30 protein-coding genes are annotated in these 25,899 nt (G+C 44.1%); 25 read left to right on the plus strand and 5 right to left on the minus strand.

Annotated features, from left to right (window positions below):
• Window positions 1–13 precede the first annotated feature (13 nt).
• From H9L42_RS00420 to H9L42_RS00430, 3 genes are read right to left on the minus strand one after another with little or no spacing between them, the layout of a single operon-like run.
• Window positions 14–829: a CheR family methyltransferase gene (locus tag H9L42_RS00420; protein ID WP_187301495.1), complete on the minus strand. Its 816-nt coding sequence runs from the start codon at window positions 827–829 to the stop codon at window positions 14–16.
• A gap of 10 nt (window positions 830–839) precedes the next feature.
• Window positions 840–1,340, minus strand: coding sequence for a chemotaxis protein CheW (locus tag H9L42_RS00425; RefSeq protein WP_187301496.1), 501 nt, complete (start codon window positions 1,338–1,340; stop codon window positions 840–842).
• Between the two features lie 21 nt (window positions 1,341–1,361).
• Window positions 1,362–3,446 (minus strand): chemotaxis protein CheA, encoded by a 2,085-nt coding sequence (locus tag H9L42_RS00430; protein WP_187301497.1) that lies wholly within the window; start codon window positions 3,444–3,446, stop codon window positions 1,362–1,364.
• Between the two features lie 98 nt (window positions 3,447–3,544).
• Here H9L42_RS00430 and H9L42_RS00435 point away from each other — a divergent pair, with 98 nt between their 5' ends.
• Both H9L42_RS00435 and H9L42_RS00440 read left to right on the plus strand, forming a co-directional pair.
• The gene (locus tag H9L42_RS00435; protein WP_187301498.1) at window positions 3,545–4,987 is read left to right on the plus strand and encodes a hypothetical protein; all 1,443 of its coding nucleotides are present in this window, start codon (window positions 3,545–3,547) and stop codon (window positions 4,985–4,987) included.
• Window positions 4,974–5,303, plus strand: a complete 330-nt coding sequence (locus H9L42_RS00440; RefSeq protein ID WP_187301499.1) for an EscU/YscU/HrcU family type III secretion system export apparatus switch protein — start codon at window positions 4,974–4,976, stop codon at window positions 5,301–5,303. The genes H9L42_RS00435 and H9L42_RS00440 overlap by 14 nt, the downstream gene beginning before the upstream one ends.
• Window positions 5,304–5,330: 27 nt before the next feature.
• Here the strand turns inward: H9L42_RS00440 and H9L42_RS00445 are convergent, their stop codons facing one another.
• Window positions 5,331–5,978, minus strand: coding sequence for a PilZ domain-containing protein (locus tag H9L42_RS00445; RefSeq protein WP_187301500.1), 648 nt, complete (start codon window positions 5,976–5,978; stop codon window positions 5,331–5,333).
• 157 nt (window positions 5,979–6,135) lie between these two features.
• Between H9L42_RS00445 and H9L42_RS00450 the strand changes: the two genes are divergently transcribed.
• Entirely contained in the window at window positions 6,136–6,930 is a 795-nt protein-coding gene (locus tag H9L42_RS00450; protein ID WP_243235583.1) for a lytic transglycosylase domain-containing protein, read from the plus strand.
• A gap of 37 nt (window positions 6,931–6,967) precedes the next feature.
• Here the strand turns inward: H9L42_RS00450 and H9L42_RS00455 are convergent, their stop codons facing one another.
• Window positions 6,968–8,788 carry a methyl-accepting chemotaxis protein gene (locus tag H9L42_RS00455; protein ID WP_187301501.1) on the minus strand — a complete coding sequence of 607 codons (1,821 nt, stop codon included), beginning with the start codon at window positions 8,786–8,788 and terminating at the stop codon, window positions 6,968–6,970.
• A 355-nt stretch (window positions 8,789–9,143) separates the two neighbouring features.
• Between H9L42_RS00455 and flgB the strand changes: the two genes are divergently transcribed.
• From flgB to H9L42_RS00565, 22 genes are all read left to right on the plus strand, one after another.
• Window positions 9,144–9,530 (plus strand): flagellar basal body rod protein FlgB, encoded by a 387-nt coding sequence (gene flgB / locus H9L42_RS00460; RefSeq protein WP_187301502.1) that lies wholly within the window; start codon window positions 9,144–9,146, stop codon window positions 9,528–9,530.
• 87 nt (window positions 9,531–9,617) lie between these two features.
• Window positions 9,618–9,932: a flagellar hook-basal body complex protein FliE gene (fliE, locus tag H9L42_RS00465; RefSeq protein ID WP_187301503.1), complete on the plus strand. Its 315-nt coding sequence runs from the start codon at window positions 9,618–9,620 to the stop codon at window positions 9,930–9,932.
• A gap of 36 nt (window positions 9,933–9,968) precedes the next feature.
• On the plus strand, window positions 9,969–11,600 hold the full coding sequence (fliF, locus tag H9L42_RS00470; protein WP_187301504.1) for a flagellar basal-body MS-ring/collar protein FliF: 1,632 nt from the start codon (window positions 9,969–9,971) through the stop codon (window positions 11,598–11,600).
• Window positions 11,578–12,600, plus strand: a complete 1,023-nt coding sequence (gene fliG, locus H9L42_RS00475; protein ID WP_187301505.1) for a flagellar motor switch protein FliG — start codon at window positions 11,578–11,580, stop codon at window positions 12,598–12,600. Before fliF ends, fliG begins: the two co-directional genes overlap by 23 nt.
• Window positions 12,593–13,351: a FliH/SctL family protein gene (locus H9L42_RS00480; protein ID WP_346726249.1), complete on the plus strand. Its 759-nt coding sequence runs from the start codon at window positions 12,593–12,595 to the stop codon at window positions 13,349–13,351. The genes fliG and H9L42_RS00480 overlap by 8 nt, the downstream gene beginning before the upstream one ends.
• 23 nt (window positions 13,352–13,374) lie before the next feature.
• On the plus strand, window positions 13,375–14,679 hold the full coding sequence (fliI, locus tag H9L42_RS00485; protein WP_187301507.1) for a flagellar protein export ATPase FliI: 1,305 nt from the start codon (window positions 13,375–13,377) through the stop codon (window positions 14,677–14,679).
• A 22-nt stretch (window positions 14,680–14,701) separates the two neighbouring features.
• Complete coding sequence (fliJ, locus tag H9L42_RS00490) at window positions 14,702–15,154, plus strand: flagellar export protein FliJ (RefSeq protein ID WP_187301508.1); 453 nt, start codon at window positions 14,702–14,704, stop codon at window positions 15,152–15,154.
• A gap of 51 nt (window positions 15,155–15,205) precedes the next feature.
• Window positions 15,206–16,393: a flagellar hook-length control protein FliK gene (locus H9L42_RS00495; RefSeq protein ID WP_187301509.1), complete on the plus strand. Its 1,188-nt coding sequence runs from the start codon at window positions 15,206–15,208 to the stop codon at window positions 16,391–16,393.
• A gap of 19 nt (window positions 16,394–16,412) precedes the next feature.
• Complete coding sequence (locus tag H9L42_RS00500) at window positions 16,413–16,895, plus strand: flagellar hook capping FlgD N-terminal domain-containing protein (RefSeq protein ID WP_187301510.1); 483 nt, start codon at window positions 16,413–16,415, stop codon at window positions 16,893–16,895.
• A gap of 29 nt (window positions 16,896–16,924) precedes the next feature.
• Window positions 16,925–17,308: a TIGR02530 family flagellar biosynthesis protein gene (locus H9L42_RS00505; protein WP_187301511.1), complete on the plus strand. Its 384-nt coding sequence runs from the start codon at window positions 16,925–16,927 to the stop codon at window positions 17,306–17,308.
• Between the two features lie 95 nt (window positions 17,309–17,403).
• Window positions 17,404–18,699: a flagellar hook-basal body complex protein gene (locus H9L42_RS00510; protein WP_187301512.1), complete on the plus strand. Its 1,296-nt coding sequence runs from the start codon at window positions 17,404–17,406 to the stop codon at window positions 18,697–18,699.
• A gap of 40 nt (window positions 18,700–18,739) precedes the next feature.
• Window positions 18,740–18,967 (plus strand): flagellar FlbD family protein, encoded by a 228-nt coding sequence (locus tag H9L42_RS00515; RefSeq protein ID WP_243235584.1) that lies wholly within the window; start codon window positions 18,740–18,742, stop codon window positions 18,965–18,967.
• 6 nt (window positions 18,968–18,973) lie between these two features.
• Window positions 18,974–19,813 carry a motility protein A gene (locus H9L42_RS00520; RefSeq protein WP_187301513.1) on the plus strand — a complete coding sequence of 280 codons (840 nt, stop codon included), beginning with the start codon at window positions 18,974–18,976 and terminating at the stop codon, window positions 19,811–19,813.
• A gap of 22 nt (window positions 19,814–19,835) precedes the next feature.
• Window positions 19,836–20,606 carry an OmpA/MotB family protein gene (locus H9L42_RS00525; protein WP_187301514.1) on the plus strand — a complete coding sequence of 257 codons (771 nt, stop codon included), beginning with the start codon at window positions 19,836–19,838 and terminating at the stop codon, window positions 20,604–20,606.
• A gap of 3 nt (window positions 20,607–20,609) precedes the next feature.
• A complete protein-coding gene (locus H9L42_RS00530; RefSeq protein ID WP_187301515.1) occupies window positions 20,610–21,629 on the plus strand; it encodes a flagellar motor switch protein FliM in 1,020 nt (339 codons plus the stop codon).
• A 35-nt stretch (window positions 21,630–21,664) separates the two neighbouring features.
• On the plus strand, window positions 21,665–22,024 hold the full coding sequence (locus H9L42_RS00535) for a response regulator (protein WP_187301516.1): 360 nt from the start codon (window positions 21,665–21,667) through the stop codon (window positions 22,022–22,024).
• 14 nt (window positions 22,025–22,038) lie between these two features.
• Window positions 22,039–22,488: a flagellar basal body rod protein FlgC gene (gene flgC / locus H9L42_RS00540; RefSeq protein WP_187301517.1), complete on the plus strand. Its 450-nt coding sequence runs from the start codon at window positions 22,039–22,041 to the stop codon at window positions 22,486–22,488.
• 14 nt (window positions 22,489–22,502) lie between these two features.
• The gene (gene fliN / locus H9L42_RS00545) at window positions 22,503–23,819 is read left to right on the plus strand and encodes a flagellar motor switch protein FliN (RefSeq protein ID WP_187301518.1); all 1,317 of its coding nucleotides are present in this window, start codon (window positions 22,503–22,505) and stop codon (window positions 23,817–23,819) included.
• Window positions 23,816–24,172 (plus strand): flagellar biosynthetic protein FliO, encoded by a 357-nt coding sequence (locus H9L42_RS00550; RefSeq protein ID WP_187301519.1) that lies wholly within the window; start codon window positions 23,816–23,818, stop codon window positions 24,170–24,172. The genes fliN and H9L42_RS00550 overlap by 4 nt, the downstream gene beginning before the upstream one ends.
• Window positions 24,165–24,824 carry a flagellar type III secretion system pore protein FliP gene (fliP, locus tag H9L42_RS00555; protein WP_187301520.1) on the plus strand — a complete coding sequence of 220 codons (660 nt, stop codon included), beginning with the start codon at window positions 24,165–24,167 and terminating at the stop codon, window positions 24,822–24,824. Before H9L42_RS00550 ends, fliP begins: the two co-directional genes overlap by 8 nt.
• 21 nt (window positions 24,825–24,845) lie before the next feature.
• Window positions 24,846–25,109, plus strand: coding sequence for a flagellar biosynthesis protein FliQ (gene fliQ / locus H9L42_RS00560; RefSeq protein WP_346726250.1), 264 nt, complete (start codon window positions 24,846–24,848; stop codon window positions 25,107–25,109).
• A 10-nt stretch (window positions 25,110–25,119) separates the two neighbouring features.
• Window positions 25,120–25,887: a flagellar biosynthetic protein FliR gene (locus tag H9L42_RS00565; protein ID WP_187301521.1), complete on the plus strand. Its 768-nt coding sequence runs from the start codon at window positions 25,120–25,122 to the stop codon at window positions 25,885–25,887.
• The last annotated feature ends 12 nt before the right edge of the window (window positions 25,888–25,899 follow it).

A 25,899-nucleotide genomic window follows, 5' to 3' on the forward strand; every position in this document is an offset into this window, starting at 1 on the left:
ATGAACAGGATTTTTATAGATGTCGGCGATAGGTTGCCGGCATGATATATTGATAGGGTGTCACCGCCTTATTCAAGCTCTCCGAATGTCCGATGAGAAGGTAACCTCCGGGGCTCGTGGCCTGAAAAAAACGTTCTACAAGAGCATCTTTTGTTGGCTGATCAAAATAGATCATCACATTCCTGCAGAAAATCACATCAAATTTCAGACGAAAGCGGATAGGATCCATCAGATTGAATGTCCGGAAGATTACATTAGACTTTATCTCCGGAGCCACCGTGTAAATTCCCGATTCTTTTGTCTTACGGAAATATCGGTTCTTCCAACCCTTGGGGAGTTTGGACAGGGATTCTTCTTCGTATAGGGCATTCTGAGCGGTACGAAGGACATTTTGTGAGATGTCTGTTGCCAGAACACGGGTATCCCATGAAGAAGCCTGAGTGCCAAAATATTCTTTTAAAATCATGGAAATCGTGTAGGGTTCCTGTCCGCTGGAACAACCAGCGCTCCAGATACTCAGGACGTGATTCTTCTTTGTCTTTTTCAACCATGGCAGAATGGTATGCTGAAAAAATTCAAAATGCGTTTCTTCCCTCATAAAATAAGTATAATTTGTAGTCAGCTTATTAATGAGTATCTCAATATCCTGTGGGTTTTTCTTTGAGAGGATACAGTCCACATACTGGCGGAATGAAGTAAACCCCATGGAAACAACCGTACCGGACAAACGACCGGTAATGAGCTGCCGCTTTTTTGAAAGATCAATGCCATAATTGGATTTCATAAATGAAACGAGGCGGTTAAAGTCCTCTGTTGAAATGCTGAGCATATGAAAACTCCTATAACGCTGTATTAATAACTGCTTCACATTCAAGAAGCAGAACGACTTTGCCATCGCCGATAGAAATCATAGAATTCGTCAACTCTTGCCGGTTTTCAATCGGGATGGGCGAGGTTTTGCTGAGATCAATATCAAGAACCTGAGCCACTGAATCTACAGCAATCCCCACAATATTTGACTCAATTTCCAGAATAATAATACAGGTCTTTGCTGTGTACTCCAAAAAAGGTTTTCCCATTCTAAGACGCATATCAATGATTGGAAGGATCTGTCCTCGCAGATTGATAATTCCGCGTACATAATCAGGCACCATTGGAAGCGGGCGGATCGAATGATCATTGATAATTTCAATAACCTGATCCGTATTCACCCCGAAAGTGAGACCATCCGAGACAAAAGTCAGAAAACGGGTCATGGCAGGAGTGGAAGTGGATTCCTCTTCAGCCTGAATATTTTTAGTAGTTTGCGAATTTTTTTCGTTTGATACTGTTTCCGTCATCGTATTACCTCCCATCCTGTTTTAAAACATGCTCTGCGCAGCATAATAAACATTTGCTACATCTAAAATGATACTGATATCGCCGTTTCCAAGAATCGTACATCCGCTGATTCCTGAATTTTTGATGTTAAAATTGTTGAGATAACTTGGAAGCGGTTTTACCACAACCTGTTGTTCGCCAAGAAGATCATCCACAAACATACAGTATGATTTGTCGCTGGCCTCCACCCAGATTAAGATACCGTCTTCAATACTGGTGCAGGCTGTTTCCATTCCATACAGTTCATGAAGTCGGATGATTGGATAAAAATCATCCATGCAGCGAATCATTTCATGGCCAGCGGCATCCAGAATTACTGATGATTCCTGTGCTTTGAAAGACTGACGGATATTAGCAATCGGTATGGTAAAAATGGAGCCTCCCGCTGAGATTTCCATTCCATCAACAATGGCCAAGGTGAGAGGAATCTTCAATGTAAAGCAACTTCCCTGACCCTTCTCGCTTGCAATAGAAACAACTCCGCCGATATTCTCTACATTCTTTTTTACAACATCCATTCCGACACCACGTCCAGAATATTCTGTAACCTCCCGATTGGTGGAAAATCCTGGCATCATGAGCAGTGAAAGAATTTCCTTTTTTGAGTACTCTTCCGCGGGTTTTGTAAGAATACCATTATTAGCGGCTTTGGTGAGGATTACATCTGGATCCACGCCCTGTCCGTCATCTGTAATCGAAATAATGACTTCGCTTCCAGTATGTCTGGCTTCCAAAATAATTTCACCCTGAGGAGGTTTACCGGCCTGAATTCGCTCTTCTTTCGTTTTTTCAATTCCATGATCCATGGCGTTGCGGACGATATGCATAATCGGATCGCCGATACTGTCTACAATTGTTTTATCAACCTCGGTGTTTTCCCCAATAATCGTGAGTTTTACATCTTTCCCCAGTGTTTTTGACATATCTCGGACGATTCGATGCATTTTCTGGAACACATTGGATACCGATACCATACGCAGCGACATAGCGATATCTTGCAGATCATCGGTTAGCTTGCGTAACTGGCGCGCAGACTTTAAAAAGCTGTCCAGCTTCAAATTCTGAAGTTCCGGAGAAGACGTCACCATGGATTCGGTAATGACGATTTCTCCAACAATTGCCATAAGCTGATCCAGTTTAGAAAGATTAACACTAATCAGACTCTGCTTGGAAGAAGTATGAGAGTGTGTTGACGTATTTCCTTTGCTCTTTTCCTCTTTTGCTACAGGTGCTGCTGTTTCTTGCGGCACTGTCGGAGCTTCTGGGGAAGATGTGTTTTCTCGCACCGTGCGCTGCAGTGTTTCCGATTGATCCTCTCTGTGTAGAATTTCATAAGATCGGACACTGCCAGTTTCTGAAACAAAGGAAGTCCCGCTTTGGGCATCCTCTTCGCTTTGAAAACCGAGAAAAAAACCATTTTCGGCAATAAATTCCGCAGTTTCGCTGTTGGTTTCAACATCTGCGGGATAGAAGGTAAAGATAAGATTTGTTTCTTGCAAGGCAGTAACAATCATAAATGCCCGCAGATTCTCCATTCCACACCCTTCATCAAAGAAAACCTGAATCTGATATGGATCATCTAACCTCTCTATTGGTTCTCCATAGGTGTCTGCGCCTGAAGACCCCTCTTCGGATTGTGTAAGCTCTTCTGGATTACTGCTAATTTTGTTCAGAAAACTATTTATATTTTCAATGAAGCTGTCGATATTAGTATCGAGTGGCTCGTTATTTTCGACCTTCTCAACTTCTTCGCGAAGCTTGTCTGTAGATGAGAACATCAGATTAAACAATTCGCTCTTCTGATCTGGACTGAGCGCATCCATACCGTTCTCACGGATATAAAAAAACAGATCTTCAATATGGTGTGCGATTTCCATTAAGGAATCAAACTCCAGCATAGCCGAAGAACCTTTGATCGTATGCATGCTGCGGAAAATCTCATTAACGTCGTCCTCCGTGAAGTCGCCGTTTTGTTCAGCATTAATCAGGAGTTCCTCTAGTTGTTCCAAAAGTGTATTCGTTTCAAAGAGATAAGTCTCAAGTAAGCTGTCTGTTCCATTATCCATCAGTCAAGCACCGCCTTTATACGTAAATTTATGGCTATATACCACTAAGTATTTATCGGCAGAAGCAAAAGAAAAGATAACAACAGCAGGAGAAAAAAATGTCAAATATTTTAAAAATCACGACTCCGGTATCGGGATATGATAACACCGGAGGCGTAAAAATAAATCAGTCGAATCTCCCGCAGAACAATAATATTCAAGGGCAGGTGATTCCTGATAAAGTTGTAAAGCCGGATGCAAGAAGCGATTCGGCCTCCCAACAGACCGAAGCGCAGCTTAAATTTCGATATGAGACAAATTTTGACAATTTTATTCAGCAGATGCAGAAAAGCGCTTCTATGACTGAGAGCTTTTCTGTGGAGTTTCTTGCAAAGCTGGGCGTACTGGCTCAGTCTGGATTGAAAAAAGACTTTGCGCAGGAAATTTCAAAGTTTCTGTCTATGATCCGTATGTCTCCGGAAGAACTGTCCGCTTTTCTGAAAGTACAGGGAGAGTCATCGGTGCGTTTTTCTGGAACGCTGTTCAATGTACTGCGGCAGCTCATGCAGCAAACATCTTCTGTAGAACTGCGAACCGGAATTCTCGATTTTTTGAAGAGATATACAGATATGGCGGAAGGCAACCATCTTTTGGAAAATATACGGCAGGTAATGCAGCAGATCCAGCAAAGAATGTTTGCGGGTCCGCGGCAGCAAGTAGAGCAGATGGCGGAAACTCTGAATTATCATGCTGCCCAGAATGGCAATGTAAAGGATAATGCTGCTGTTTTGAAAAACGAGATTCTCCCCTTTCTAAATGAATACATTACCGCGATGCACGATCGGGGAGGACTGCGAGATAATACTGCTTTGTTGGCTGCTCTGACAGCACGCTATGAAAATGGGGATGTTATGAGGGTGCAGGAAGCGTTCCTTAAACTTTTGGAATTTCCCGAATTTTCAAATTTCTTTCAAGGTCTAGATCCTGCTAAATTGCTGCAAATCCTTTCTAATACGGCATTTGAACAGGCATCGGCACACAACACCGCAATGGATAAGCTGGCCGAATTGATAAAAAGGGGGCTTCAAGGGGAAGCGGGCATTGAAAACAAGGCCGTGTTCCGAGAATTGCTGCAGGCATTTCTGTTGAACGAAAGTGTTTATATGCCGGTACTGCATCTTACCCTACCCTTGGATCTTGACGGAAATTTGATTTTTTCTGAACTCTGGATCGATCCGGATGAGCGCAGACAAAAGGAAGACGGGACAGGGGAGGAGCGAATGATACGGGGACTGATTAAGTTTGACATTCAAGATGTTGGATTCTTTGATCTGTTTTTCCTTTATGGTGTTGAGAGCGGAAAGGTCCGTATGCAGCTTAATTATCCTCAAGAACTTCCCGTACGAGAGCGGGAGCTCCGGAATGTGCTGGAGCAAATTTTAACCCAAAATGGGATGCAGCCAGAAGAAATGATTCTGGGAACGGAGGGAGGATCCATTCCATTATCCGAAGCGTTTCCACATCTTTATGAAAGGAAGAATTCAGTCAATGTCACAGTTTAACGACACTCTAAATAAAAAAGCAGTAGCTCTGTCCTATGATGATGAAAAAGCAGGGGCGCCAGTAATTGTTGCTTCTGGAATGGGGTATATGGCAGAAAAAATTGTGGAAACAGCCAGAGAAAACGGAGTTCCAGTTTATGAGGATAACTCTCTGGCAACCCTTTTGACTCAACTGGAACTGGGAAGTGAAATTCCAGAAGAGTTGTATAAGGCGATTGTAGATATCTATATCTATTTTCTGAAATTCGCGGATCAAAAAAAGAATCTGGAAAAAAGCTCCGTACCAACACAAAGGGAAGCGGACGAGTCCAAATAGCAATAAACACAGAAACCGGTGTTGCGCCTATTTTTGGTATCGATTGCGCAGAAGATCCAGCTTGAAGATATAAGCCCGCAGAGCAGATTCACAGGCAGGAGATAAATCTATAAAACGGCATCCATACCCGTACAGACCTTCTTCCGTCAGTGTCGGGTTATAAGTATTGGGAGCTTGTTGGCGCAAGATTTCCGCAGTAAGAGAAAAATTGTCCGCCCAAAAAGGGAAAATAAAAATTTGACCAGGTGCCCAGTATTGCTTACTGATACAGAACAGTCCGCCAGCACTGAGATCGAGAATTCGGATATTTGTTGTTTTCTGTGTTGACTTCAGATCCTGAAAATGGGCCCGTACCGTAATATCCACAGAGACTTTTAGATCGTTGCGGCGTTCCAGCGTTTCGGTTTCTTTACTGATTTCACAGCGGACCGTGCAGATAACAGTGCCATCTTCTTTAAAAGATTCTTGGTAGTCGGAGAGGCGGCAGAAACAGGTAATAAGTCCACGTTGGCTATCCAAAAAGGTAACCAGCGCTTCTGTACGGAGTATATTTCCAATCGCGTTTTCCATTGTCAGCGTTGCAGTGTTATCGTTGAGATCCGAAACAACGGCTTCACAAAGCAGCACCTTATCTGTACTATAAATGTTAGCTTTTCTGCAATGGTGAAATTTCATAAAGTCCTCCTTACTGATGAATATACCTGAATTGTCGGTATACTATATTTCGGCAATTCTGGAGAGAAATTAAGAGCTCTTAGAAGAAAAAGGTTGACAGAAAAAACGGAGTATGATTTGATAAAAGAGGACATAATTACGAAGAGGGGAACAAAAGATGAGTTATAACATAGCAAACGGTTATAATATAGCGTGGATGGCATCTGCGCTGTCTTCGATAAATCAAATAAATCGATTAGGGACAACCGCGCTAGGAAAAGCAGGAGTTTCTGGAGAATTCAGAAGTGTGATACAGGCGGCGCAACAGAAAGAGCAGGGTTCTTCCGTATCGGGAATATCTGCAGGGGATTCGATGGATCGCATTTTTGAAGAAGCGTCACAGAAGTATAATGTGGATGTGAACCTACTCAAGGCAATTGGGAAGGCAGAATCCGGCTTCAATGCGTCGGCCGTTTCTTCGGCAGGTGCGGTTGGAGTCATGCAATTGATGCCTGCTACTGCAAAATCGTTAGGAGTTTCAAATTCCTATGACGCAAGGCAGAATATTATGGGAGGCGCAAAGTATATTTCGCAGCTTCTTGACAAGTACAACGGAAATGTGGAACTAGCGCTTGCAGCTTACAACGCAGGGAGCGGCAATGTGGACAAGTATGGTGGAATTCCGCCTTTTGAAGAGACGCAAAACTATGTAAAGCGTGTAATGGAATACGCGGGGAATACAATTTCAACGGGAAAAAATGTAAGTGAAACGGTATTGCCTGCTGGGGCTGTACAGAATGGAGGAGCTGAGGCGATTCAGACGAGGACAGGCGATGATTCTTATTTTTCCATTAATACCGAATTATTTCTATCGCTTCTCAATATTATGAGGGGAGAGATGGAATTAAAAATGGCATCCATGCTAATGGATGATAGTACATCAGAGAAGGAAAACGGCAGTATTTGGATTTAAACCAGATACTGCCGTTTTTATCAATCAACTGAACTATTTAGTATTTTTCATCAGAAAGACCCATATCCAGCGAATAATCGGAAGAGGAAAGTTCTAAATCAGAGGCTGAACTTGCAGCATGTGCAGGTGCAGAGGTACCTGTGCTATATTCATCTCTTCCACGGAATTTGAATGCTGAAATCAGTTCTTTCAGCAGATGAGCCTGACCGGACAATTCTTCACTTGCGGCGGCGCTTTCCTGTGCTGTAGCGGAGTTGGTCTGCACTACACTGGAAATCTGATCCACGCCTTGTGTCACCTGCGTGATGGATTCCGCCTGTTCTTTGGAGGCGTCAGAAATTGAATTAATCAGATTTACGACTTCTTCGCTGCTAGTAACAACATTTGCCATCGCCTGAGCCGTAACATCAGCGATGCCTGTTCCCTTTTTGACTGCGGCGATAGCATTTTCAATTAAGGATGTTGTATTCTGTGCGGCATCTTGGCTTTTGCCCGCCAGATTGCGGACTTCATCTGCGACAACTGCGAATCCCTTTCCTGCAGAGCCTGCCCGAGCGGCTTCTACAGCGGCATTCAATGCGAGAATGTTAGTTTGGAAAGCAATATCTTCAATGGTCTTAATAATTTTACCAATTTCATTGGAGGCGTTTCCGATTTCGGCCATGGCTTCGGTCATTTCGTCCATATGGCGGTTGCTTTCAGTCAATTCACTTCCAACTTGGTTAGCCAACTCCTGTACATGCCCGGCATTCTGAGCGTTTTCTGTAACATGATGAGAGATATCGTTAATTGTGGCAGCCAACTCTTCTACTGAGCTTGCCTGTTCTGTTGCCCCCTGCGACAAAGCTTGCGCTCCGCTGGAAACCTGATCCGCTCCGGCGTCCACCTGTGAAGAAGCTTCATCAATCTGAAGAAGCAGATCATTCAGTCTGTAGCAAATAGCTCGAATTGCGTCCAAAAGTGGTGCGAAGTCTGCAATATATAGCTCTTTGCATGTTGATTTGACTGTGAAGTCGCCTTCGCTCATCTGGCTCAGAAGTTGAATTTCATCATTAATAATTTTCTGAAGAGCGTCTACAATGATTTGAGTGCTTCTGACAATCTCTCCAATTTCATTTTGTGAATCATATTCCGGAACAGGCGTTCTCAAGTCTCCTTGGGACAGTTTTTTCAGACGCGCAGTGCAGGCGTCCAGAGGTTCCACAATCGTTTTCTTTTGTGAGATGGTAGAGATTACAACAATCACACACGCAATCACCATCAATAGAATCGCAATGATCAGTCCGGCTCGAAATGTAGTCTCTGCGGAGCTCTGCAATGCTAAGGCTGAAGAGGCTTTTTCATCTAAAATACTGGTAAGACTCGCCTGCGCATCTTGGGAAAGAGACTCCGTGTCTTGCAGCGCTTTTACCAGAATAGAACTTTTTTGAGCGCTGTCCGTGTCCGCATTTGAACCCTGATTTACATAAGAGGAGGCTGTATCCTTATACTCTTCAAACGCGCTCTGAAAGTCGGCATAGGCGTTTTGTTCTTTACGGGACTGAAGAGTCCCCTCGAATGATGCGGAATACTTGCTGACATCGTCGACTGCTTCATCAAAAGACGAGACCGCGTCACGGATTTCATCGGTATTTGTGGAAGCGATAGCGAAACTCATAGCGTTGTCTGCCTTTGATAAAGCTGCAGATGTCTTTCCAATGTCATCTTGGGAAGTACCTAGATTTTCTATGGCTGTGGAATAATCCGAATGGAGCTGCTGGGAAATTACAATTCCCACCACTCCGGAAAGCATAGCTACGACTGCGATGATAATGCATGTAAATGTTAGCCTGGCTTTAATTGACATATTCTTGATCAATGTTCTACACCGTCCTTACTATTAAAGTTTTTCAAAAAATATTACTTTTGTATATTTCGGTCCGCGTGAAAATAAAATAAGGAATTTGTTAAAAAAAGTAGAAAAAATTTTAAGGAAACTGGAAAAGGCGGCTCTAATTATTATATCTTTTTTCTTTTATAAAAGATGATGATGGTTCAAATCCCGTAATGTTGTAAAAATTGCGTAAAACAAGAAGTATGTAAAATGTATGTAAAATGTATGTAAAATGTTAGAAATGACAATGAAAGTCTTGACAAAAATGAATGGGGGGGGGGGGTACAATTAGCAGGGAAAGAAATGTCGAATTCAGTAGAAAGAAAGGAGTGGGTAGTTTATGAACCAGTTCTTTGGAAATGCGATATCCATGGCCGAGCGGTCATTGGATTTTTTGTGGGCAAAACAGCAGGTTGTCACAAATAACATCGCAAATGTAGATACACCCGGATATAAAACAAAATATGTAACGTTTGAGGAGACGTTTCGAAACCGCTTAAAAGCAGCAGCGGAAACCGGGGATAGAGAGCAGGTTCAGCAGGCTATCGAAACTTCTTCCTGGCAGGTTCACAATACACAGAATGAAACATCACGTCTTGATGGAAATAATGTGGATTCGGATGTAGAACTGATGGAACTGACACGAACCACATTACAGTACCAGTATTTGCTTCATTCGGTGAACAGTGATATTACAAGACTCCGAACGGCAATCAAAGGCCAGTGAGCATAAACTTTAGACAGATCTGGTTTCAGAGAGAATCCATGAATAAAGGAACTTAACATCTTTGAAAATATACAGGAGGAGATAGGGATGGAAACAGGATTTATTACACCGATTCAGATACCGGAATCCCTTTTTCAGACAGATTCTACCCAGACAGTTGGCAGTACCGATACGGAAAATCGAGGAATCTTTAAAGACATTTTTACCAATATGGTCAATAATGTAACAGAGACGGAAGAAACGCTGGAACAGCAAGAATATCTTCTGGCAACAGGACAGTTAGATGATGCCCATACTGTTACAATTGCCGCGTCTGAAGCGCAGATGGCAGTTGATCTGCTGGTTCAGATGAGAAACAAGGCATTGGACGCTTACAATGAATTAATGCGGATCAGCCTATAAAGCAGCCATGACAGGCGGAATGGGAAAACGGGTAATATGAATTTAGATAATATAAAAGCAAAGCTGAATGGGATTGGCGGCGGAAAATTCGGAGAGTTTTTGGGCAAACTCAGCAAAAAGACAAAGATACTGATTGCAGTAATTGCAGTGATTGTGATTGCTGGTGCAATTATTACCGCAGTTATTTTGAACCACAAAGAATATGTGGTTCTCTTTTCTGATGTTTCAGAAGAGGAAGCAACTCAGATTGTGGGACATCTGCAGGACTCGGGAGTCGATTATCAGTATGAAGGCGACGGCACCATCATGGTAGAGGAAAGTGTGGCGGATCAGACCAGAGCGGATTTGGTATATGAGGGATATCCCAAAAGTGGATTTACCTATGATATTTTTACTCAAAACGCAGGAGGCATGACAACCGACACGGAAAAACAGACCTATAAATTGTATGAACTGCAGGATCGTATTGGAGCTACAATTGGTCTCTTTGATGGCGTTAAAGATGCAAAGGTAACCATTGCTCTTGAAGAAGAACAGCGATATGCGCTGGAATCGGAGGAAGATAAAAAGAGTAAAGATGCCAGTGCATCGGTTGTAGTAACTATGGAAGACGGTGGTTCACCAACTGAGGAGCAGGCTGCGGCGATTCAACGCCTGGTGGCAAAAAGTGTGCCGGATATGGCACTGGAAAATGTAGCAGTATTTGATGGAAATGGAATAGAAGTATCTGTAGAAGATGGAGAAGGAACCAAAACTTCCGGAGATACCGGAGAAGAAATCGCTCAGATTATTGAAAATCAGATTACAAAGAAAGTAGCCAATGTACTAGGCCCGATTTACGGTGCGGAGAATATTCGTGTTTCCGCGAAAGGAACCGTGAATATGGAGCGTGTACTGCGGGAGTCTACCACTTATGAAACACCGGAAAAAATCAATGAAAGAGATAAAACTGGAATCATATCCAACGAAACAACATCCAGAGAGGAGAGCAACGGCGGAACTGGAACCGGTGGTGTAGCAGGATCGGAAACCAATGCTGATGTGTCCGAGTATACGACCATTACGAATGGAGGGGACGGAAGCTACACCAGTGAGACCGCCACCAGAGATTATCTGGTAAATCAGATCAAAGAACAGGGAGAATTGGATCCGGGTTCCTTGGAGGATCTGAGCGTGGCAGTTACGATTAATGGAACCACACTCGGAAGTCTGACAGAAGCGGAAGCTCGTTCGCTGATCGCCAATGCGACTGGAATCGCTCAGGCGGATCAGGACGAAAAAATTACGATCGTAGCTGCTCCGTTCTATACGGAAGGACAAATCAACCGAGAACAGAACGCAGCCAGCTTTATAGAAGATAATCTTCTGTATATTGCTATTGCGGCAGCATTACTTCTGGCGATCGCAGTGGCGTTGCTCCTGATTGTCCGGAGAAGACGGAGAAAAGCGGAAGAAGATTTGCTGGATGAAGAAGATCTTGTACCAGTGATGCCGGAAGAGGAGCCAGTAGAAAATCCGGAACTTTTGAATCTAAAGGGTGAGAAAACCAGGGAACTGCGAGAAACGGTGCGTGAATTCTCCGAACAGAATCCGGAAATCTCCGCACAGATGATACGTACATGGCTGAACGGAGGAGGTGATTCCGATGGCGGCAAGAGCAACGCCTAAACAAAGTCTCACTCCGGCACAGAAAGCCGCGACACTTGTCATTGCGCTAGGTGCGGAAAAGGCGTCCAAACTATACAAGTACTTGACCTCTGAAGATGTTGAGAAGCTGACTGTAGAAGTGGCAAAGCTGGGCCATGTGGAGGCTGAACAGACCGAAGAGGTGTTGGATGATTTTTATAAAACCTGTCTTACACAGAAAGTCGTTACAGACGGTGGGATGGAATATGCCCGTACTGTGTTGGAAAAAGCTTATGGCGAGGCAACTGCTAATGAACTCTTAGGAAAAGTAACGAAGTATCTGAAAAATCGTTCCTTTGAATTTATCCAGAAAACGGACAGTAAGAACCTCTATGCTGTTTTACAGTATGAACGGCCTCAGACGATTGCTCTGGTTCTTTCCTATGCGGATTCGGATTTGTCAGCGGCCGTAATTCGAGAACTTCCGGAAGATAAACGAATTAAAGTTGTAGAGGCGGTTGCTCAGATGGAGAGTGCTTCTCCGGAAGCTATAAAACTAGTAGAAAGTCAGCTCCGCAAGAAGTTTGATAATATCCTTACAACGGATTACACGACCATCGGGGGTGTGGATTACATTGCGGATGTAATGAACCATATGGATAGAAGCAATGAAAAATTTATTTTCGACGAGATGGGAAAGATCAATCCGGAACTTGCGGAAACCATCCGCAAAAAAATGTTTGTATTCGAGGATATCCTTGGCATGGACGATCGCTCTATCCAACGTTTTATCCGCGAGTGCGATATGAAGGATATTGTATATGCTCTCAAAAATGCAAGTCCCGAAATGTCATCGTTATTTTATCAGAATATGTCTACCCGTATGGCGGAAACGATCCAGTCCGATCTGGAAGTTACCGTCAATGTGCGCTTGCGTGATGTAGAAGAAGCGCAGCAACGGATCGTAAATTTGATTCGCAGGCTGGATGAAGCCGGTGAACTGATCATCAGCAAGGGCGGAAAGGATGATATCGTTGTATAGGATATTGAGGGCAGAAGATGCTCAGAAAAAGGCGCTTGCTTCTGATTGTATTCTGCCGGAACTGGAGATGGAAGCGCCGTTGCTGTCAGAAACAGAGCTTGAGCCAATACAGGAAAAGAGAGCACCACAGAGACTTCATGGTGAAATTCTGTTGGAGAACGCAGTGAAAAAGGCGGAAGCTCTGCTGGAACGGGCCAGGCTGGAAGCCGAGACCATCAAAAAAGACGCATTCGATCAAGGATATCAGGAAGGATTGAAAGCGGGTGAAAAGGATGGAAAAAAACAGGCGTATGAAGAACACCAGGAAATGTTGCGAACGGAAATACGCCAGCTGGAAGAAAAAATCGGCCAGTATGTAGAAGAAATGAGCCGCAAGAAGGAACAGGTGTTGGAAGAATATCTGGACGATTTGAAAAATATTTCACTGGTCATTGGCGAGAAGATTGTGCAGACAAGTCTGAAGTCTAGTAGTGAGGTTGTAAAAAGGATGATCCTTGCCGCAACGGAAAAACTGAAGAAGACTGCGTGGGCAAAGATTTATGTAGCCAAGACAAACGAAGAACTTGATGTTCAGGGAGATATGCAGCTCCTGAAAGAACTGGAAAAACTTTCTGATAATGTAAAGATTATCGTGATGGAAGATGTGGAACCCGGAGCCTGCATTATTGAACTTCCACAGGAGATTATTGATATCAGTGCAGGTACGCAGCTTGAAAATATCCGTGAGATCTTGAATAATGCAAGACTGTAGAAAACATGCAAGGAGGGAATGTGATGTTGAAATCCATACCAGGATTAATTTTACAGTCAGAAACGATAAACTATATCGGCAGAATTGATAATGTTGTAGGGATGTCCATGGAGGCCTCAGGGGGAGGGGCTAACATCGGGGATATTGTATTAATTTACAGTGAAGAACAAAAAAAACAGATTCAGGCGGAAGTTGTTGGATTTAAAGAAGACAAAGTACAGCTGATGGCCTATGAAAATATGAAGGGCATAGGGACAAACAGCTTTGTACGTAATACAAAAAAGCAATTAAAAATACCGGTAGGCGAATTTTTGAGGGGACGTATCATCGATGCCCTCGGACATCCGATGGATGACAAAGGAGAGTTTTCGTCCGCCCGGTATTATTACGTAGAAAATCCGAAAATCAATCCCATGCAGCGGCCTCCTATTCGTGAGCGGCTCTCCTTTGGCATTAAGGCGATCGATGGACTGAATACGATAGGAAAGGGTCAGAGAATTGGGATTTTTGCGGGAAGCGGTGTAGGGAAAAGCACACTCATGGGAATGATTGCCCGTAATGTAAAGACAGATATCAATGTGATTGCCCTCGTTGGAGAGCGCGGCAGAGAAGTGCGAGAATTCGTGGAGAAAGATCTGGGGCCAGAAGGTATGAAACGCTCAATTCTGGTTGTTGCCACTTCGGATCAGCCGGCTATGCTTCGTATGAAGTGTCCTCTGGTGGCCACGACTATTGCGGAGTACTTTAAAGATCAGGGGAAGGATGTCTTGCTGATGATGGATTCTCTTACCCGGTTTGCTATGGCCCAGAGGGAAATTGGTCTGGCTACAGGTGAGCCTCCTGTAGCCAGAGGTTATACGCCATCTATTTACGCGGAATTTCCAAAGCTCTTGGAGCGGAGTGGGAATTTTGAGACAGGATCTATAACAGGAGTATATACCGTGCTTGTAGAAGGCGACGACACCAATGAGCCCATTGCGGATACTGTAAGAGGTATTCTTGACGGACATATTGTTCTGAGTCGGAAACTTGCCAACGCCAACCATTTTCCGGCAATCGACATCAACGCTAGTATTTCCCGTCTGATGACAGATATTGTAACACCAGAGCGGAAGAAACTGGCTTCCAAACTACGGGATGTCCTCAGCCTCTATGAGCAGAATGAAGATCTGATTTCCATTGGCGCATATAAAGCGGGGACAAACCCAAAGCTGGATTACGCGATTTCTAAGAATGAAGGAATACAAAAGTTCCTAATGCAGGGAATCAATGAAAAATTTGATGAACAGGAAACCTGGAATGAAATGGAACGCGTTTTGAATTCGTAAAGAAACGGAGTGTTGTAAGAGTATGAAAAAGTTTTCCTTCTCGTTAAATAAGGTACTGGACTATAAGACGCAGATTGAAGATTCTTTGCGCAGCGAACATGCGGAAGCTGTAAAAGCGGTAAATGAGAAAGAAGAAAAGATTCAAAGCATGGAAGATTCTTATTATCGAAAGATACAGGAATTAAATGATACAAAGAAAAACAAATGCAGCATAAAGGAGCTTTGTATTTATGAAGATTATCTTAGTTATAGCAGCCAGCAAATTCGAAGAGAAAAAGACAGGCTAGTTACTCTTCAGAAAAAAGAACAGGAAAAACGAGAAGAGGTTATTGAAGCCAAAAAGGAACGTAGATCCATTGATCTTCTGAAAGACAAGAAAAAGAAAGAGTATGATGCTCTTGCTCAGAAGGAGGAAGAACGTTTTATTGAGGAATTTGTAGTAAATTCCCGATCCGCACAGAGTAATCCTGCGTAAGCAGATTACAACATAGATAGCAAGACAGATGGAAAGGAGGTGAATACGAATATGGAAATGCTCAATATTGCAGAATCGTTTCAAAGCAGTACAACTCCCGCTCACGGGTATAAGACTTCCGCAGAAGACGGAGGTGCGTCAGAATCTTTTTCGGATGCCATTCGCCAGGAAATTTTGGGAAGTGATACAAGTGTCCAGCAGGGATCAGGCAGAACAGAAGAACATTCGGAAACGGACTCAAAGGAAGAAGGCGACAAGGACACTGTCTTTGATGTCCAGGGGGCAATCCTGTGGACAGAACAGCTTCAGAGTCTGCAGATGATACCGGTGAACCAAAATCTGAATTCTGATACAGGAGAAAAAGCAATTCAAGGACTGCAGCAGACTGTAGCAGAAACAGGGGAACTTTCCCAAGTACATCAAGGACTACAGAAAGGCACAGAACGTACAGATCTTCCGAATCCCGATATGCGAAATCCTGTTTTGCATGAGAAGGTAGAAAATCCATTGAAGCTCGGAAGTATAGAGTTGGTAGATTCTGTTGTTCTAACAGCGGACAGGCAGGAGACCTCCAATCTTGCGGAGATGAAAGGCTTTGGGCATTTTGAAGCAAACGCGCAAGAACAGAAGAAGGGCGTCAATAATAATGTTCACAACTTGGAAAAGCAGGTTTCCCCAGCAGGCGCGGATCAAAATGCAGTACAAGGCCGGGTGAATCAGATACAAGAAGATACTCTTTCACAGGCTGTAGCTTCACAAAGCAGGCCGGAAGCCGGGTTTTATACTGGAATCCAGCAGGACCAACCAACGGCAAGGACTGGAAGGAGTACATTGACTTCTGACATTCAGAACCTGTCAGAAACCATGCTCAAGCAAATGACGCAGGGAAAGACAGACTTTGAGATTCTTCTCGAACCGGCAAATCTCGGCAAGCTTATTATCAAAGTAACATATGAGAGCGGGAAAGCTGCGGTATCGATTCTGTGTACCAATGATAAAACTTTAGAGATGCTATCCCAGAATGCCAAAAATATGGGTGCGATTATGGAACAACGTATGGGAACAGAGACAACAGTTGTCATAGAGCCACGCCATACAAATCCGGATTACCTGCAGCAGCAGGCGGATCAGGGCAGCCATTCTGGTTATGAGCGGGATGATCAGCAGCAAAATCAAAGCCGGGAAAAAGAAAATGAGTACATTAGTTTTGCAGAACAGCTTCGTCTGGGGCTGATGTAAACAGAAAGGAGGAAAAAAGATGGCAGTAGAAGCAATAACAGGAGGGCAGTCCCCTTACGCGAATATTAATGCCCCTACGACTGAGGCGAACGCGTCGTTGTCTCTGACGGATTTTTACACACTACTGGCAGCGCAGATGAAATATCAGGATGCTGACAATCCTATGGATACCAGCGAAATGATGGCGAGCATGGTTCAGACACAGATGATACAGGCGATTAGTGAAATGACTACTATGCAAATGACCACCTATGCGGCATCTATGATTGGAAAAGAAGTGACTGTGGCGGAGGTGGATGCCAACGGCCAGTATACGGGAGATAAGGTAGGAACTGTAACCAGTGTTCTCCTAGGAAGTTCGCCGGTCATCTTTATTGATGATAAGGCTTATTCCCTGAGCCAGATCATGTCGATTGGCAAGCTCCCGGAAACGGGAGACGCGGACGGCTCACAGGCGGCGAATGGAGCCGATAAGACCGATGGAATCGATACGCAAAAATAAGAAACAAGGTGATAGAAAGGAGGTGCGATATGAAGAAGATCCCGCAGCTTTCCGAACTTCAACGTCTTCAAATACAACATAATGTTGGGAGATCAGAACAGACAGAAAAGCATGGTGATTTTGCGGAGATATTAAAAGAGGGGATACGCAAAGAGGAAAACAGTGTTCAGTTTTCAAAGCATGCAGAGTCCAGGATCAGACAGAGAGGAATTGAGTTATCAGAGGATCTGATGAAGAATCTCAATCAGGCGGTTGAGAAAGCGAGGGAAAAGGGAGCTAAGGATACGGTGATTATTGGCGCGGAAGGCGCGTTTATTGTAAATGTTCCGAATAATATTGTAGTTACCACCATTACGGAACAGGAAATGAAAAATAACGTATTTACCAATATCGACAGCGCGGTTCTGATGTAGCTGGACCATATGATGGAGGCGAATCCGCTGATTCCGAATGAACGGCGGAACAGGCAGCGCAGGTTGATTTCAAAAGGAAAGAGAGGACAATCAATATGGTTAAATCAATGTTTGCGGCAATTTCCGGACTGAAATCCCATCAGTCCAAAATGGATGTAATCGGCAATAATATCGCAAACGTCAACACATGGGGATATAAAACAAGAAGCGCCAACTTTGCGGATGCGATGTATCAGAATACAATTAACGGCGGCGGTGGAAATGTAACCCAGGGAGGTCTGGGCGGAATGAATACGTCACAGCTTGGATTCGGCGTAAACGTAAGTTCGATTTCCACAAGCTTTGAAACTGGTAGCTGGAATCCTACCGGCGATGGCTGGAACTGCATGATTAACGGACCGTCTTTCTTTATTGTAGGACCCATGACTAGCGGCGGCATTAATGGTGACAATATTACATCTTCCGGACTGTCCCTGTCCAGAGTCGGACTGTTCGGCCTGGATAACAACGGCTATGTGGTAGATGATCAGGGTAATTATGTGTATGGATTCAGCTTGGTAGACGGAACTGGAATACCGGAAAAGCCAGCTCAGAAGGATACTGTATCTGCTAAGGGACTTCAGGTTACTGTGGCAGATGCCGGAGATGGAACCTACAATGTGACCATTGCGGGAATCACGATTAATACTTCTTCAGAAAGCCTTGAGGAACAAATACAAGCTTGGATCGCAGGAGCTCCTAAAGAGGCAGGATATGCAGATTATACGGACTACAATATCGGACTGAATAATTTTTCTGATGGGCAACCGCCTACTGTAAGTCTGACATTTACAGCAAAAAATGGAGGTGCGGTTGGAGCTGGGGGAACTGGACCAGCAAACAGCATTCGGAATTTTTTAACAAATGCCGGATTGGATCCTGCAAATATTGAAACTGTAACGGAAGGCAGCAACCGTGAAACGTGGCCGGCTGCAGAGTATCAGGAAGAACTGAGTCCATTGCGTCTGCCGGTGGATCCGGATACCGGACAGAGAGTCAAACTGGAATCCTACACCATCTCTACCGACGGTACGCTGGTTGGCGTGTCACAGGACGGAAGAGTGTGGACGATTGGACAGATTGCGGTTGCCAGTGTGGAGAACCCAAACGGCCTGGTGCAGGGACAGGGTTATCTGTATGGCTTTGGAAACAACGTGGGTGACATTACGATCAACCATGCGGGAACCGAAGCGGTGGGCACCATTCTCAGCGGCTATCTGGAAATGTCCAATGTAGATCTTGCCACAGAAATGGCAAATATGATTACAACGCAGAGAGGTTACCAGGCAAACTCCAAAATCATCACAGTTACTGATGAGATGCTGGAACAGCTGGTAAACATGAAGCGTTAAGTAAAATAAAAAGCGGAAGCCGTCTTTCCCGGCGGCTTCCATGAAAAAAGTAAAGGGGGGAACGATCTTGATAGAATTGACAAAGCTCAATGGTGAGCCGATTCTCATCAATGTTTATCAGATTGAGTACATTGAATTAATCCCGGAGGCTAAGATCATGATGATGAACGGGAAGTTCCATTTGGTAAAGGAAGACAAGGACGTAATCAAAGAACGTGTAGTTGAATTTTTGCGTTCAACACGGATAGAAAACGCGTGGGAGGATTAAACGGAAATGGATTTGACGAGTATCATAGGAATTGTAGCCGGTATCGCAATCGTGCTGCAGGGGATTTCCCAGAGCGGAAGTCTGATGAATTTCTTCGATTTACCGAGTATTGTCATTGTATTCGGCGGTGTTATCTGTTCTGTGATTGCCAGTTTTCCGTTCAGCACATTAAAAAATGTGGTGGGACATATGAAGGTTTTGGTAAAAGGCAAAACCTATAAGCCAGAACCCCTGATTGAATCTTTGGTGGAGTTCGCTCAGATTGCCAGAAAAAATGGTCTGCTGGCTCTGGAGGAAAAAGCCAATGAACTGGAAGACCCTTTTTACAAACGCAGTATCATGTTGGTAGTCGATGCTATGGAAGCGGAAAAAGTACGGGAAATGTTGGAAGCGGAAGTAGATAATATGGCAGCGCGGCATGAGGAGGAAGCCAGCGTCTATGAGAAAGCTTCTGCTTATGCCCCGGCTTTTGGAATGATCGGTACATTGGTGGGACTGATCAATATGCTGAAAGAACTGGATTTGAGCACCGGAGCCTCAGAGTCTCTGGGGGCCAATATGAGTGTAGCATTAGTTACTACCTTTTATGGATGTATGCTTGCTAACTTAGTATTCTTGCCAATTGCGAAAAAATTAAAAGTGCGCAATGAGGAAGAAATTCTGTATCGTCAGATTATCATCGAGGGCGTCTTGGGAATTCAGGCAGGTGATAACCCCAAGACGTTGCGTGAGAGGTTAGCGTCTTCACTGACATCGCGGCAGCAGATGAATATTCTAAACAGCGATGGCGGTGACAGTGGCGCTTCCCGAAAAGAGAAAAAAGTGAAAAAAAGTAAGAAAAAATAGCAGAAAGGAGGGGTGATCCTTTATGAAAAGAAAGCGAAATAAACAGGAAGAAGGCGGACGCTGGATGGATACATATGGGGATATGGTCACCCTGCTATTATGTTTTTTTGTTCTGCTTTACGCAATGTCATCGGTGGATCAGGTAAAATGGGAAAATTTAGTAAAAAGTTTAAACCCAAATGCAGAGAAGGTTTCCCAAGTTGTTACTGATACAGAACTGGCTGAGGGTACGGAGGAAGTGCCTGGAAATACAGATGCGGATCAGAGGTTTGAAGCTATCTACGATAATATAAAGAATGAGATGAAAAAGCTAGGAGTAGCATCGGATGTAGAGCTTGTAAAAGGGGACGACTATCAGTTTATTTCTTATAAGGATAAGGTGTTTTTTGACGGTGACAGCCCGGTTATAACAAAGGAAGGACAGCGTGTTCTGGATGGTTTGTGTAAGGCGCTGAAACCTTCAGCAGATACAATTAAGGAACTTCGGGTAATGGGGCACACGTCCCAGGAGACACCGGATCGTCCCAATAATGTGCAGACCGACCGGCAGCTGGCAGCTCTGCGTTCTGCCAATGTAGTCATCTATATTCAGAATAAAGGAGTGCTGGAACCGTCCAGATTGGTGGACTGCGGATATGGACAGTTCCATCCTATCGCAACATTTGCGACGGCAAAAGGACGGAGTAAAAACAGGCGTGCGGAAATTTTGATTACGAAAAAAGGCAGTCAGCAAAATGATTTGAGCGATTACTATAATGAGAATAAGCAGCAGGATAAAGGAGGGGCAGATTAAGCTATGGCAGAAGTATTATCGCAAAGTCAGATTGACGCACTGCTGAACTCCATGAAGGGATCTGACGGTGAACAAACAAAGGAAACATTTGAGAAAAAGCCGAATTACCGAAAATATGATTTTTACAGCCCAAAGAAATTTACAAAAGACCGACTGAAGATGGTTCGGGGAATTTACGAGAATTATGCGCGGCTCGTTTCTTCCCAAATGAATGGAATTTTGAGGGCGAGCAGTGATATCGAAGTAATGACGGTAGAAGAACAGCGTTATCATGAATTCAGTAATGCCTTGAGTGATAATGATATCATGATGATGCAGGAACTGCTTCTTCCGGATCGGTCGAAAAATCCACCAATTCTGATGCATATCAGCCAGATTTTGATGGTAAATATGATCGATCGGACGCTTGGAGGAATCGGTGATGACAGAGAGATTGACTCATCCTATAAATACACGGATATTGAGCTGACGCTTTATCGTAAGTTGATGGGTTACATTCTGGGAGCAACAAAGGATGCCTGGAGCAACTATATTAAAATGGAACTGGGGGAAGAACGTCTGGAGGAAAATCCCGGACTTTTTCAGGAAATCAGTATGGACGAGCCAGTGGCCATTGTCATGCTCAATGTTAAATTACAGGAAATTGAGGGAAGGATCACCGTTTGCATTCCAGGCAATTTGCTGACGAGAATCTTTTCTATTATTGACAGAAGAAAAAATGTTGAAGGCGCTTATGAACCGACAGGTGAAGAAGAGCGTGAGGCAATTTTTTCTCGGATTAAAGACTCGCCCCTTACTGTACGGGCACAGCTTGGGGACGCACAGCTCAGCCTGAGAGACATATGCAGCCTGAAAGTCGGAGATGTACTCGACCTGAACAAGCCGAAAGAGTCGGATATTTCCTTATATATCGATCAGGAACCATGGTTTGAAGGCAAACTGGGGGTACACAACAAAAACGTTGCGGTGAAAATCAATAAGCGGATCCATGAACAAAGTAGTGGAGAAGCAGCTGATAAATAAATTCATAAAAGAAAATTAAAAGTGAGGTTAAAAACATGGCGAAGATATTGGTAGTAGATGATGCGGCTTTTATGCGGATGATGGTAAAGGATACCCTGACAAAGGGCGGCTATACGGATCTTTACGAAGCGGTAGATGGGGCAGACGCAGTAGAGAAATTCAAAGAAATTTCTCCGGATCTGGTGATTCTGGATATTACGATGCCTAATGTGGACGGTTTGGAAGCGTTGAAACAGATTAAAGAACTGAATAAAGATGCGAATGTGATTATGTGCTCTGCGATGGGACAGGAAAGCATGGTAATTGAAGCGATAAAATTAGGAGCGAAAGACTTTATTGTAAAGCCTTTCAAGGCGGATAGAATTCTGAAGACAGTCAGCTCTATTGTAGGATAGCGGGAGGGATTTATATGTCTTTTTTAAGTTCACTGAATATCAGTGCGACCGGGATGACGGCACAGCGGTTCCGTCTGGATGTGGCTGCGGAAAATATCGCGAACATTGAGACAACCAGAACTGAAGAAGGAGGTCCTTACCGCAGGAAAATGGTTGTCCTGCAGGCAAAGGAAGATACTTTCCGTGATTATCTATATAAAGCGGCATATTCGGATAAGGGTGCCTCAGGAACGACCGCGGGTGTCCGGGCAACCGCGATTGTAGAAGATGAAACAGAATTAAAAGCCGTCTATAATCCGGATCATCCGGATGCCGATGAGGATGGATACGTGCGTATGCCGAATATTGATCTGGTAAAGGAAATGACAGACAGTATGGCAGCGACCAGAGCCTATGAGGCAAATATTACGGCCTTTAATGCAGTAAAGCTGATGGCACAGAGAGCTCTGGAAATAGGCCAGTAAGGAGTATATAAAGTATGGACAATAAAAGATTGACTTCCATGGAAATGGATGCAATAGGGGAGATCTTAAATATCAGCCTCGGAGCGTCAGCGACTGCAGTTTCTACAATGCTGGATGCAAGGGTGGATATCACAACCCCAACTGTGCAGGTGAAAAAGAAGGAGGAGTTTGAATTTTCCAGTCTGGAACCGGCAGTCGGTGTTGAAATTACATATATTGAGGGACTGACTGGCAGCAATATTATGCTGCTGAAGCGCAGTGACGTGAAAACCATTGTGGAAATGCTGATGGGTGTTGAAATTCCGGAAGATGAATTTGAACTGGATGAAATGAATATCAGCGCCATCTGTGAAGTGATGAACCAGATGATGGGGGCATCTTCAACTGCTCTGTCAGAATTGTTGTCAAAGACAGTCAATATTTCTACTCCGGTTTCTTTTGAAATTGAAGACGCAGAACAGTTTAAAGAAAAATATTTCCAGGATCAGGCGGCCATGGTGGTAATCGGATTTGACCTGAGTATTGCGGATCGGATGAAGAGTGAGTTTATCAACCTGATGCCGATTGAACTGGCAAAAGAATTGGTTGCAGGTTTCTTCCCAGATGGAGTACCGCAAACGGAGCAGGCGCCTGCAGAAGAAGAAACCGAAGAAAAGGAAATAGCCGATGAGAAGCCGGAGACTGCAGAAGATGCACATGAAATGATGCTTTCGCAGAACGCGGAGGAAGTATCTGTTGCGGAAGAAACAAAAGAAGAACAGGCTGTTGAATGTCCGGCGCAGTCAACTGTGTTCCAGCCAGAGGATGTGGCCCCTACTGTACAGGCATCTGACTCCGTTCCAATACCGGAGCCACAGGCGCAGCAGACTCAGCCAGTGATGCCGGCGATGACGATGGATGCAGGCATGATGCAGCAGATGATGGACATGATGCGCCAACAGCTGGAACTCCAGCAACAGCAGTTGGCACAGATGCAGAAAAACGCGTCCGGTCCAAAGCAAATCAAAGTAAGCGGTATGGCGCAGCCTAACATCCAGCCGGACAAGGGGGAAGTCGATCCGGAGGCAAATCTGGATCTGATTATGGGTGTGCCTTTGGATATTTCGGTAGAGATCGGAAGAACCAAACAGTTTGTAAAAGATATTCTCGAATTAAATAAGGGCTCTTTAGTGGTTCTTGATAAACTTGCAGGTGAGCAGGTAGATGTCTTTGTAAATGGGCAATGCATCGCAAAAGGAGATGTCGTTGTTGTGGAGGACAATTTCGGCGTTCGTATTACCGAGATCCTGCAGGATGAAATTGTTATTGAAAGTCAGGAGAAAGCCAGATGATAAAGGGGATTGCAACGGCACTTGTCACACTGCTGATCGTGATTCTGGTTCTGTATTTGACCTTTGTATGTACAAAATACATCGGAAGAGGAGTGGGCATAAAAACCAGATCTCGAAATATGAAGATGTTAGATCAGATCCCCCTTGGCAGGGATCGCAGCGCGGCGATTATAGAAGCCGGAAACCGTTTTTTTTTGGTGGGAATTACAGCTTCGCAAGTCTCCCTTATTTCAGAATTGAAGGAGGAAGAAATTGGTACACTGCTTTTGGAACCGCAGGAGCCGGAACGTCTTACTCCTGATTTCGGAGATATCTTTGAAAAGCTGAAAAACAGGAAGAAGAAAGATGGATAATGCATTGATCAATATAAATGGAAATGGCGTTCCTACCTTGGAAATTCTGGTAATGATGACGGTAGTTATGATGTTGCCATCCCTTGTTATTATGATGACGTCTTTCACAAGGACGATCATTATTCTTTCCTTTACCAGGAACGCTCTTGGGATTCAGCAGACGCCGCCGAATATGGTACTTGTAGGAATTGCTCTGTTTCTGACCCTGTTCATTATGAGACCGGTAATCAGCGATATCAATGAACAGGCATATCAGCCCTATGTAGACGGGCAAATTACACAGGAGCAGGCTCTGAATCGGGCAGAAGTCCCAATTAAGCGTTTTATGCTCCGGCAGACAGAAGTCAGCTCGGTCAATCTCTTTATGGAAATGGCGGATATCGAAGAGCCGGAAGAGATGGAGGATCTTCCTTTATCCGTAGTGATTCCATCCTTTATGACCAGTGAGCTGAAACGTGGATTTATGGCGGGATTTCTGATTTTCATTCCGTTTCTGCTGATTGACATTATTGTTTCCAGCGTTCTGATGTCCATGGGTATGATCATGCTGCCGCCGGCCACCATAGCGCTGCCCTTCAAGTTGCTTTTGTTTATTACTGTCAATGGCTGGGAATTGCTGTTTTCCGCCATTGTCAATGGATTTAATTACTAAAAATTGTGAGGTGAAGAACATATGATGACCACAGGAGAAATTACCGATCTGATGTATGACTTGTTTATCCTTGCGGTTCAGCTGGGAGGGCCGGTTCTGATTATCAGTATGATTGTGGGAATCGTTATTTCGATCCTGCAGGCAGCGACACAGATTCATGAACAGACGCTGACCTTTGTTCCAAAGCTGATAGTGATTGGAATCATACTGGTCATTATGGGAAGTATGATGCTGCAGACTCTTCAGGATTTTACAACCAGAATCTTCACACTGATGGCAGGATGAGGAACCGGTTATGCTGATTGCAGGAACACAGGAATTTATGCTGTTTTCCCTGATTCTTATGAGGATGTCCGGCTTTATCTTTTTGAATCCGGTTTTGGGACGGCGTAATATCCCATCCATTGCAAAGACAGGGATGGCTCTTGCCCTCACCATTCTGATTTATTTTGTGGCTGAGGGAACAGAACTCAATATCGGTTCTCCATTGGAATTCGGATTGTTGCTGCTAAAGGAATTTGTAATTGGTTATTTCCTGGGTTTTGTTATGGTACTTTTTGAATTCGCAGTTACTTATGCGGGATCGATTGCTGACTTTATGATGGGGCTTTCTATGTCCACAGTCTACGATGCTCAGAATGGCATACAGGTAGCTCTTACCGGAAATATTTTGCAGATTTATTTTATTCTGCTGTTTTTCGCAGTAGACGGGCATCTGGCGTTAATGAATATTCTGGTGACATCGGCCGATATCGTGCCCTATGGACAGATTGCGATCGGCTCAGAGGTGACGCAGGCTGTTATAGAAATATTCTGTAGATGTGTGGAGTTGGCGGTAAAATTAGTATTTCCGTTAATTGCCATTGAACTTCTGATGGACATTGGTACGGGAATTCTGATGAAAATTATTCCGCAGATCAACTTGTTTGTTTTGAGTATTCAAATGCGAGTAATTCTGGGAATTATCATGATGCTGTTGCTTATTTCGCCAATCGGAGATTTTCTTGGTGATCTCATCGGCGAAATGATGCGGGCTGTACAGCATATGTTGACGACTGTTTAGGGGAAGGGAGGA

The organism is Zhenpiania hominis (assembly GCF_014333425.1).
GTDB classification, from domain to species: domain Bacteria; phylum Bacillota; class Clostridia; order Peptostreptococcales; family Anaerovoracaceae; genus Hominibacterium; species Hominibacterium hominis.

What these genes read in the sequence shown, in the direction of transcription:
- H9L42_RS00430 (WP_187301497.1), bottom strand. Translation starts at nt 3,446, where the DNA reads ATGGATAATGGAACAGACAGCTTACTTGAGACTTATCTCTTTGAAACG.
- H9L42_RS00525 (WP_187301514.1), top strand. Translation starts at nt 19,836, where the DNA reads ATGAAAAGAAAGCGAAATAAACAGGAAGAAGGCGGACGCTGGATGGAT.
- H9L42_RS00520 (WP_187301513.1), top strand. Translation starts at nt 18,974, where the DNA reads ATGGATTTGACGAGTATCATAGGAATTGTAGCCGGTATCGCAATCGTG.
- fliN (WP_187301518.1), top strand. Translation starts at nt 22,503, where the DNA reads ATGGACAATAAAAGATTGACTTCCATGGAAATGGATGCAATAGGGGAG.
- fliG (WP_187301505.1), top strand. Translation starts at nt 11,578, where the DNA reads ATGGCGGCAAGAGCAACGCCTAAACAAAGTCTCACTCCGGCACAGAAA.
- H9L42_RS00505 (WP_187301511.1), top strand. Translation starts at nt 16,925, where the DNA reads ATGAAGAAGATCCCGCAGCTTTCCGAACTTCAACGTCTTCAAATACAA.
- fliP (WP_187301520.1), top strand. Translation starts at nt 24,165, where the DNA reads ATGGATAATGCATTGATCAATATAAATGGAAATGGCGTTCCTACCTTG.
- H9L42_RS00515 (WP_243235584.1), top strand. Translation starts at nt 18,740, where the DNA reads ATGAAAAAAGTAAAGGGGGGAACGATCTTGATAGAATTGACAAAGCTC.
- flgC (WP_187301517.1), top strand. Translation starts at nt 22,039, where the DNA reads ATGTCTTTTTTAAGTTCACTGAATATCAGTGCGACCGGGATGACGGCA.
- H9L42_RS00450 (WP_243235583.1), top strand. Translation starts at nt 6,136, where the DNA reads ATGAGTTATAACATAGCAAACGGTTATAATATAGCGTGGATGGCATCT.
- H9L42_RS00435 (WP_187301498.1), top strand. Translation starts at nt 3,545, where the DNA reads ATGTCAAATATTTTAAAAATCACGACTCCGGTATCGGGATATGATAAC.
- fliF (WP_187301504.1), top strand. Translation starts at nt 9,969, where the DNA reads ATGAATTTAGATAATATAAAAGCAAAGCTGAATGGGATTGGCGGCGGA.
- fliJ (WP_187301508.1), top strand. Translation starts at nt 14,702, where the DNA reads ATGAAAAAGTTTTCCTTCTCGTTAAATAAGGTACTGGACTATAAGACG.
- flgB (WP_187301502.1), top strand. Translation starts at nt 9,144, where the DNA reads ATGAACCAGTTCTTTGGAAATGCGATATCCATGGCCGAGCGGTCATTG.
- H9L42_RS00550 (WP_187301519.1), top strand. Translation starts at nt 23,816, where the DNA reads ATGATAAAGGGGATTGCAACGGCACTTGTCACACTGCTGATCGTGATT.
- fliE (WP_187301503.1), top strand. Translation starts at nt 9,618, where the DNA reads ATGGAAACAGGATTTATTACACCGATTCAGATACCGGAATCCCTTTTT.
- H9L42_RS00425 (WP_187301496.1), bottom strand. Translation starts at nt 1,340, where the DNA reads ATGACGGAAACAGTATCAAACGAAAAAAATTCGCAAACTACTAAAAAT.
- H9L42_RS00565 (WP_187301521.1), top strand. Translation starts at nt 25,120, where the DNA reads ATGCTGATTGCAGGAACACAGGAATTTATGCTGTTTTCCCTGATTCTT.
- H9L42_RS00445 (WP_187301500.1), bottom strand. Translation starts at nt 5,978, where the DNA reads ATGAAATTTCACCATTGCAGAAAAGCTAACATTTATAGTACAGATAAG.
- fliQ (WP_346726250.1), top strand. Translation starts at nt 24,846, where the DNA reads ATGATGACCACAGGAGAAATTACCGATCTGATGTATGACTTGTTTATC.
- H9L42_RS00420 (WP_187301495.1), bottom strand. Translation starts at nt 829, where the DNA reads ATGCTCAGCATTTCAACAGAGGACTTTAACCGCCTCGTTTCATTTATG.
- H9L42_RS00495 (WP_187301509.1), top strand. Translation starts at nt 15,206, where the DNA reads ATGGAAATGCTCAATATTGCAGAATCGTTTCAAAGCAGTACAACTCCC.
- H9L42_RS00535 (WP_187301516.1), top strand. Translation starts at nt 21,665, where the DNA reads ATGGCGAAGATATTGGTAGTAGATGATGCGGCTTTTATGCGGATGATG.
- fliI (WP_187301507.1), top strand. Translation starts at nt 13,375, where the DNA reads ATGTTGAAATCCATACCAGGATTAATTTTACAGTCAGAAACGATAAAC.
- H9L42_RS00500 (WP_187301510.1), top strand. Translation starts at nt 16,413, where the DNA reads ATGGCAGTAGAAGCAATAACAGGAGGGCAGTCCCCTTACGCGAATATT.
- H9L42_RS00530 (WP_187301515.1), top strand. Translation starts at nt 20,610, where the DNA reads ATGGCAGAAGTATTATCGCAAAGTCAGATTGACGCACTGCTGAACTCC.
- H9L42_RS00440 (WP_187301499.1), top strand. Translation starts at nt 4,974, where the DNA reads ATGTCACAGTTTAACGACACTCTAAATAAAAAAGCAGTAGCTCTGTCC.
- H9L42_RS00510 (WP_187301512.1), top strand. Translation starts at nt 17,404, where the DNA reads ATGGTTAAATCAATGTTTGCGGCAATTTCCGGACTGAAATCCCATCAG.